General features: G+C 45.6%; 8 protein-coding genes and 1 pseudogene. 3 read left to right on the top strand and 6 right to left on the bottom strand.

The features are described from left to right. Positions 1 to 115: 115 nt before the first annotated feature. The 4 genes from plsY to NC996_RS27875 form a co-directional block, all read right to left on the bottom strand. Positions 116 to 790 carry a glycerol-3-phosphate 1-O-acyltransferase PlsY gene (plsY, locus tag NC996_RS27890; RefSeq protein ID WP_190410746.1) on the bottom strand — a complete coding sequence of 225 codons (675 nt, stop codon included), beginning with the start codon at positions 788 to 790 and terminating at the stop codon, positions 116 to 118. Between the two features lie 36 nt (positions 791 to 826). Then, complete coding sequence (locus NC996_RS27885) at positions 827 to 2,125, bottom strand: DUF3086 domain-containing protein (RefSeq protein WP_190688315.1); 1,299 nt, start codon at positions 2,123 to 2,125, stop codon at positions 827 to 829. Positions 2,126 to 2,191: 66 nt separating this feature from the next. Further along, complete coding sequence (locus tag NC996_RS27880) at positions 2,192 to 2,590, bottom strand: DUF3119 family protein (protein WP_190410744.1); 399 nt, start codon at positions 2,588 to 2,590, stop codon at positions 2,192 to 2,194. Positions 2,591 to 2,727: 137 nt separating this feature from the next. Beyond that, complete coding sequence (locus NC996_RS27875; RefSeq protein WP_190688312.1) at positions 2,728 to 3,525, bottom strand: MlaE family lipid ABC transporter permease subunit; 798 nt, start codon at positions 3,523 to 3,525, stop codon at positions 2,728 to 2,730. 292 nt (positions 3,526 to 3,817) lie between these two features. Between NC996_RS27875 and NC996_RS27870 the strand changes: the two genes are divergently transcribed. Further along, a complete protein-coding gene (locus tag NC996_RS27870) occupies positions 3,818 to 4,111 on the top strand; it encodes a hypothetical protein (RefSeq protein WP_190410742.1) in 294 nt (97 codons plus the stop codon). A gap of 202 nt (positions 4,112 to 4,313) precedes the next feature. Here the strand turns inward: NC996_RS27870 and glgA are convergent, their stop codons facing one another. Beyond that, the gene (gene glgA, locus NC996_RS27865; protein WP_190688309.1) at positions 4,314 to 5,786 is read right to left on the bottom strand and encodes a glycogen synthase GlgA; all 1,473 of its coding nucleotides are present in this window, start codon (positions 5,784 to 5,786) and stop codon (positions 4,314 to 4,316) included. Positions 5,787 to 6,047: 261 nt separating this feature from the next. Here glgA and NC996_RS27860 point away from each other — a divergent pair, with 261 nt between their 5' ends. Together NC996_RS27860 and NC996_RS27855 are read left to right on the top strand one after the other, a co-directional pair. After that, positions 6,048 to 6,611 carry a Uma2 family endonuclease gene (locus NC996_RS27860; RefSeq protein WP_190688307.1) on the top strand — a complete coding sequence of 188 codons (564 nt, stop codon included), beginning with the start codon at positions 6,048 to 6,050 and terminating at the stop codon, positions 6,609 to 6,611. Positions 6,612 to 6,787: 176 nt separating this feature from the next. After that, positions 6,788 to 7,705 carry a hypothetical protein gene (locus tag NC996_RS27855; protein ID WP_190688304.1) on the top strand — a complete coding sequence of 306 codons (918 nt, stop codon included), beginning with the start codon at positions 6,788 to 6,790 and terminating at the stop codon, positions 7,703 to 7,705. Positions 7,706 to 7,908: 203 nt separating this feature from the next. On the opposite strand, the pseudogene NC996_RS27850 reads toward NC996_RS27855, so the two are convergent. Beyond that, positions 7,909 to 8,008 (bottom strand): annotated as a pseudogene (locus tag NC996_RS27850) (IS982 family transposase); the annotation flags it as partial.

Below are 8,008 nucleotides of genomic sequence, written 5' to 3'. Positions count from 1 at the left end.
ACTGCTTTGTCAACATTCTCTGCGGATTGATTGCCTACTGCCATCAACCGAAGAAGCCAGCGATTGCCATTGACCACAACTTGCTGCCTTCGGCTTAACCCGAACTGACGTTAAGTTAGGAACTTTGTTCGGGTTCTGTTGATAATTTTTGACCGATTTGGGGTTCGGTACCGGCAAGTAAACGCTCAATGTTGCTCTGGTGTCGCCAGATGACGTAGATACCGCCAGCGATCGCAAAGATTAGATAAGGTAAGGGCTGTTTGAAAATCAACATCCAAACCGAAACCGCGATCGCACCCGCAATGGAACCGAGGGAAACAATTCGGGAAAAGGCAATAACTGTGCCAAACACCGCTGCTGTTCCCAACGCCACAGGTAAGGACATGGCAAATAAAACGCCCAGGCTCGTGGCAACTGATTTCCCGCCCGTGAAGTTCAGCCAGACAGATTTACTATGACCGATGCTGGCAGCGAATCCGGTGCCAGCGACTAACCAAGATTCCCAGGTGACAGGCAGGACAGACGTTGGCGCAAAAGTTGGCGCGAAGGCATAGAAGGCGTAAACCAAAGCGATCGCGCCGACTCCTTTAAATAGATCGATCAGTAACACCGCGATGGCTGGCCCTTTTCCCAGGTTTCTGAGAACATTGGTGGCACCCGTAGAACCAGATCCCTGCTCTCGAATATCAATCCCTTTGAGCCAGCGTCCTGCCAAATAACCCGTAGGAATCGAGCCTAAGAGATAGGCTGCGATTAACAATGCCCCACTTAAAGCCAGCTGTAGACCCATCTAACGCCTCTTGCTTGTAGCTCAATTCGTCTGTCGCTAATATCTCATATCAGCGGACATCTGCTGAGGATCGGGTGCAAAAGCTAACCACAGAGGAAATTGCAGCAGCGACAGATTAATCTGATCTTCTGTCTCATCAATGATAATCAGCGGCATCTGCCGTTCCTTAACCAGACGCTCTGCCTTTTGCACAACCGCTTCTGGGGATTCAAACAAAACGATTCCCTGCTCTGGACCAAAATCAGAGCGGGAAATGCCCAGACAGTCTTGCAAACCCCGTCGCCATTCTCCCAATCGTTCTGGGGAGTTGGCAAGGATCAGGGCGCGAACGCGATCGCCATACAGCGTGCTTAATACCGAGATGACGGAAGAAGCAATCAGGATATTTTGCAGGCGACTGCCCATTGTCCGCAAAGCGCCTCTTCCTCCTTGCGTGAAAAACCAGTTCGCAACTCGCTCCGCATGAACCGGCTCAAAGGTACGACGCAATTGCCAGGGCGGGCCATAATAGTCAGGTCGCGTCCGGTACTGGTCTAAAATACTGCGAATTTGTTTTGCAGTTGATTGAAAGCTCTGTTCTGTAAATTTGGGGTTTACAGGCGATGCAGCCTTCGACTCTTCCACGACTGGAACTACCTTGGGGGGTTCTGGTTCCTTCTGGAGTTGCAATTCTTCTGCCGCTACTACCAAATCTTGTAAGCTACCGACCAGATAATCTTTAAAGCCTTGCACCCGAATGGCTAATTCTTGGGAGGTGCCAGCAAAGGTTCTTCGCATTTCCTCTCGGATGCGTTCCCGTCGTCGTTCCAGTTGTTCAACGGAAATTTGTAGTGTTTGTCTGCGTTGTTCCAGATCGTTCAAAGACTCCTGCACCAGACGGTTTAACGCCGCTTGGGTTTGAGCCATCTGGTCTTGCAGAACTTTATTATGAGAAGCTTGCAGGGCGGCAATTTCCTGAATTAATGCCTCTTCCTGCTGTTGTAAATCAGCCACCCGTTGCTCTAAAACAGAGACGGAATTTTGCATCGCTACTGTTATATTTGGCTCCTCAGCATTATCTGATTCCTCAACAACGGCGACTACAGTTATATCTGGCTCCTCAGGCTCCTCAGAATTATCTGATTCCTCAACAACGGCGGCAATTTCCGCTTCTGAATCATCAAATGCCTCCACAACAGCGGCAATTTGTAATGCTATAAGATTGTCTGAGGCTGGATCCGCAGTTACAGTTTCCTCTTCTGGCGCTTCTAAATTGTCCGATGCTTCAACAACTGGCTGTTGCTTTTGTTCTTGCTCTTGTTCTTGTTCTTGGGTTTGAGGTTCGTCTGAATTCATCTAACAATTAACACTTAACAACTAACAATTAACTACTCATCTGTAAGGACGCGCATCTGTGTATCCCTACGCACTTGCTTTTGGACAGCGTTGTTCCAAGCAAGTTTTTAGCATTTTGGGATCGAAGAGAACCGGCAAAAAGTGAATGCTTTTAACTTCTTTGAAGTAAAACAGAATCGGCACTGGAGTCCAGAATATCTGCCAATTTTGCCATTCCTGGTAGGGAAAACGCCGAATTAAGGTTTGGGAACGATAAACATCTAATGCTGTTTCGGTGAATTGCAGGCGAATCGTTGCCGCCTGAAACAGCAAGAACAAACCAAATGCAGCGATCGCTAAACTCACCCAAGGTTGAACGAATAACAGCCCAATCGAAGCCGCTACTAACACCAAAGGAATTGCGTAGCTGGGTGCCAGTTCAACAGTTTGTGAAGGTAAAGAAGATGTAGTAGTAGTCACAGGCATAAACCCGATATTGTAAACTATCGTACTAGACCTACCCACTTTCTTAGCGTTCAAGCTGAAGTGGGGCGGCAGTTCAAATCCTGATTCGAGATTCAAGCTCAGGATTGCAACTTTATTTATTTTAAAGGTTTTCCGCCTCAGACCCCTTTAAGTACGGCACTGCCCGTTCCCTGAAACATCAACCACGATAAGAAAAAGTTAGAAATAAAGATAGCTAGCAAAGCTGTGACGACTGCTGTGGTGGTCGATTGTCCAACACCTTTTGCTCCCCCAGTGGTTGTTAAGCCCCAACTGCAACCAATTACGGCAATCAGCGCCCCAAAGAAAAATGCCTTAATTAAGGCACTACACAAATCCCAGACTTGCAGGAAATTCCGGGCAGACTCTAAAAATACATTTGGGGCAATTCCGTAGAGATTTCTGGCAATGAGCAATCCCCCTGCCATGCCAGTGAGGATAGACAAAATGGTTAAAACTGGCAGCATTAAGCAGCAGGCGATCGCGCGGGGAATTACTAGGTAATCAATCGGGTCGGTTTTCAGCATATAGAGGGCGTCGATTTGCTCGGTGACGCGCATCGTGCCAATTTCAGCGGCAAACGCCGAACCGACTCGTCCCGCCAAAATCACGGCAGTCAGGACGGGAGCAAGTTCCCGACATAAGGAAAGAGCTAGCACTCCGCCCACAGCGCTCCCGGCACCCAAATTGACAAATTCTCGCGCTACCTGAATGGTGAATACCATGCCGACAAAACCGGCTGTTACCAACGCAATTAAGAGAGATTCTGGGCCAACCATCGCCATTTGGTCGAGGGTGTTGCGTCGATGGATTTTTTTTGTCAGAAGGTGAACGACCACCTGCCCACCCAGCAAAATCGCCGCCAGCAACCGCTGACCCCATAACTCTAAGCTGGAACTGGAAGGAGTCTCGCTCAAGGATACCCTGCTGACTCAACGACTTTGTAAAGCATAGCTGATGAGTGGCGACGACCTACAAGAATCTCTTTTGTACTGTTTGCACGGCTCTGGCTCAGCACTCTTGGCTCCGGGCGGGGGAATCGCTAGGAGATTCCTGAGATATATTTACGGACTTTAAACAAGATTTTTAAGGTTTATTTAAGATTTCTGACAGATCGGGATAGTGACAGCGATCGCTTCTATCGTATATAGAAGTTGAAAGTATCGTTCCCAATTCCCCGCTCGGCAGTTCATTCGCACTTACGGTTTCATGAACATTTTGCCTAACTATTTCCGTTCCCTACTCTTGACGAGTTTTCTTAGCTTCACCGCCCCGATTCTGCTGTTCGCTAGTGTGTTGGCAAGTCTGTCCATACTAGGTTACATTCCCCTCCTTGAAGCAGTCAGTCAGTGCGGCAGAGCGGTAATTTTAGAGTTTCTTACCGTCTTCGGCAGCGGATGTTCCATTGAAGGTCTCCTGGTAATCGGTTTTACCTGTAGTGTTGCTGGAGCCATGTTTGACACCTACGCCTTTTATCGTTACCAAAATTTACGTGGAAATTAATCTTTCGCGATCGCTTTCGTCGTTGCCCAATCCCCAACCATCAACAAGCGTTCTGTTGCGCGATCGCAGTTCTGACAGAATTTGTTAGAGAATGCCGTCTCTACCCAAGGTCTCTACCCAAGTTAGGTAAGATTGTGCCCCCAAAAGCGAGGCACAACCACAAAAGACTTACTTTACAGATTCCACCGATCGCAATTTCGCTTCATTTGTGTCGGATCTGGTCGTAAATCTTCAAATATTCCGCCCCTGGATCTTTCCAGGAATAGTCATACTCCATACCCTGAAGGACAAGCTGACGAAACTCTTCGGGATGGTTGTACCACAGCTTAAAAGCACGCTCCATTGCTGATTCAAACGCAGGCTCATCACTGTGCTCGAACACAAAACCATTCCGTTTTTCCGGGGGCTTTGTTTGGTCGTAGTCTCGGTCAAACACAGTATTCACCAGTCCACCAACTGCCCGCACGACTGGCACCGTGCCGTACTTTAAGCCAATCATCTGAGTCAGTCCGCAGGGTTCGTAGTTGCTAGGGACAATAATCATATCCGCCCCGGCATAGATCAGGTGGGATAACTCTTCATTAAAGCCAAGTTCTAGATGAACGTCAGGATTCTCATTCAAAAAGGCTTTTTCGTGCTGGAAATGGGTATTGATTCCCGGTTCCGTTGCCGAACCCAACAATACAAATTGCGCCCCATTGTTGAGTGCGTAGTAGATCGCATGATGGACAAGATGGACGCCTTTTTGAGCGTCTAAGCGACCGATGTAGGCAACGATGGGTTTATCAACGTCGCGGAGCAAAAGTCTCTCCCGGAGGGCTTTTTTAGTCTCGGCTTTCCCTTCTAGATTCTCTTTGCTGTAATGAGCGGGTATATAGCGATCGCTGTTGGGATTCCAAAAATCAGGATCAATACCGTTGAGTACCCCAGTGAATTTATCCTGGTGCAGATGTAAAGTATGACCTAAACCAGAGCCGATCTCGGTGCAGCGGGCTTCCCAAGCATGATGGGGCGAAACGGTCGTCACAGCGTTGGCATAAACAATCCCCCCTTTCATAAAGTTCAAGGCAAAAGGGTTGAAGTTATCTTGCAGGCGATCGTAAGTGAAGTAGTAAGATTCGTTATTCAGCCCGGTTGCCCACAGGGTCTCTTTACCGCCCATCCCTTGATGTTTGAAATTGTGAATGGTGTAGCAAACCCGTTGAAGACCCATCTCATACTTGTAATTCTCGAAGAGCATGACTGGAATTAAGCCGGTCTGCCAGTCATGGCAATGAATGATATCGGGTCGCTTGTTGCTTTGGAGGAGAAATTCTAAAGCGGCTTTGCTGAAGAACGCAAACCGCATATTGTCGTCGTTACACCCGTAATAACAGCCTCGATTGAAGAAATTATCTTCAGAGTGGGGTTCGATAAAGAAACACAGCCGCCCGTGTACCCAGCCGCAATAAACAGAACAGTGGACTTTACCGCCATACCAGGGTACCCACAAATCGCGGTAAGCATCGTGAAGTCCCCAGATGTGGTCGTACCGCATGCAATCGTACTTAGGCAAAATCAGCTCGACGCAATTTCCCTGATTTTCTAACTCCCGACTCAGCCCGTAAACGACATCTCCCAAACCACCAGCTTTGATGACCGGAGCGCATTCAGAGGCAATTTGTACGATGTACATCCTTACTCCTCCTGAGATAGAAATCTATTTTCTTAATTTCACAAAAGTATATATACACCTCAGCAATAGCGACCCCGCCATTCGGTATAAACAATAAAACTGTTATGGGAAGATAAGCGATCACGTAGCATATCCGTTCTTAATGGCTTTTCGCGCCTTTCGTTACTAGCCGGACATCGTTGTTTGATTCCGGCTTCCTTCACTGGATGCGACCCGTAGAATAGACAAAGCTCGTCCGAGTTCTTTTGGAGGCGATCGCAAATGGTACGGACACCATCTAAACCCTTAACCTTGGAAGAGTTTCTGAAGCTGCCAGAAACCAAACCCGCCAGTGAATACATTGATGGACAAATTATTCAAAAGCCAATGCCGCAGGGGAAACACAGCATAATTCAGACAGAACTACCCACGGTTATCAACACAGTTGTTAAGCCTCAGCGTATTGCAAGAGCTTTTTCAGAACTGCGATGTACTTTTGGCGGACGTTCAATTGTCCCTGATGTCTCAGTATTTACCTGGGATAGAATTCCCCGCGATGAGAATGGCGAAGTTGCTAACGTTTTCCAATCGGCTCCTGATTGGGTAATTGAAATCTTATCGCCCGACCAAAGCCAAACGAAAGTTACAAAGAATATTCTGCATTGCCTAAAATATGCAACTCAAATGGGTTGGTTGCTCGATCCAAAAGAGCAAACGGTATTTGTTTATCTTCCAAATCAACTTTTAGAAGTATTTGATGAACCAGAACAACAACTTCCCGTGCCATCTTTTGCTAGTAAGCTGCAACTTACAGTAGGAGAGTTGTTTGGTTGGTTGTTGGAGTAACTTAAATTAAATAGCGATCGCGTCTTGGTCTGTTTGAGTTAGGCGATCGCTTTCAATATGTTTATCCAGGAAAATCTCTAGCTTTCTTCTACCGATGTGGAAGAAAGATGGTTGTAATAAGAAAGCTATTGTACTACAATATAATACATAAAGTTTTAATGGAACTATAGTTAGTTATGGATAGTAACCAAGTTAGAGATTTTGCTGAGCGTTTTAAAAAGTTTTATTACTACAGAGCTTTGCTTTGTGAAAAGTTAATTAACAGTGAGGTAGTCATAAGAGGACATATGCTAGAGCTGTCTCCTCCAGAGTTTAACCCTTTTCAAAATCTTTCTGTTGAAGCCTACGTGGTAGGGTTTGCCGCTCTCGATGGTTTATCGTCTGTATGGCAGGCACTCAGCACACCAACAACAAAAATCGGCAACCAACAAAGATTTGTCTCTTTTTTGCTGAATGTAAAGGTAGAGAAGTATTTAGATCGTGTGAGTACCCCTTTCCTAAATTACTTTTTGAAAAAAGATAAAATTGAGGAACCTTTCACGCAAGAGATTCAAAATCAATGGGTCAATAACAGAAAGCAGAATGAATCTCATAGAGTTTACTGCGATCCTACAATTGATCAACTTAAGGATTTATATATAAACTGCCATAAACACAACACTATTCCTCCCGAACAAATCATCAAGGATATAGACGCTGTGCTTACCAAGTTTACATATGCCGCGCTTATATATAAATACTATCGATGCCCATTTGTTCATGAATTCCGCGCCTCTCAATATGCTGCTTGTTTTAACCAAGGACAACACATCTCTGTCAGAAAGTTTTTCTCGGACATATCACCATCTGGAAAAGTGATACCTCGTGATGAGGTTAAACCTCAGTTAGATGTTGGTATTGGTGTCTTAACAGAAAGTATTAAGAAAGGTGCAGATATTGTCTATGACCTGATAATAGAAAAACAAGTGACAGATATTCCCTACGGATCTAGTGATGAAATTGAGATAGCAAAAAAAGTTAAGAGGTCGAAGGACGAGCGCCGTCAGCATATTCATTACCAAAAATATACTCATCTTTCGCATAAGATACGTTAGAGCCACGTAACGATATCGAATGGAATCAATCCCTCAATCATTCATAGAATGAAATGACTTAAATGGTGTTGTTAAAATTCCCAAAACATGACTTATTTCCTTAATAAAATAGTCTCGCTTATCAATCCATATTTAAATATTAAATACCTTCTAATTCCTCTAACTGTCAGAAATGAGGCAAGAGTAATTAACCTGAGTTCGGGTTAAGCAGAAGGGAGGAAAAACGCATTGATATTGAGAGAGGGCTTCTTGGGCTGATGGCAATAGGCAATTAATCCACAGACCAAATTCACCAAGAAATTG

The sequence above is a fragment of the Trichocoleus sp. ST-U2 genome (assembly GCF_039961875.1).
Lineage (GTDB): Bacteria > Cyanobacteriota > Cyanobacteriia > Cyanobacteriales > FACHB-T130 > FACHB-T130.
This window is presented reverse-complemented; position numbering and strand designations above follow the sequence as displayed.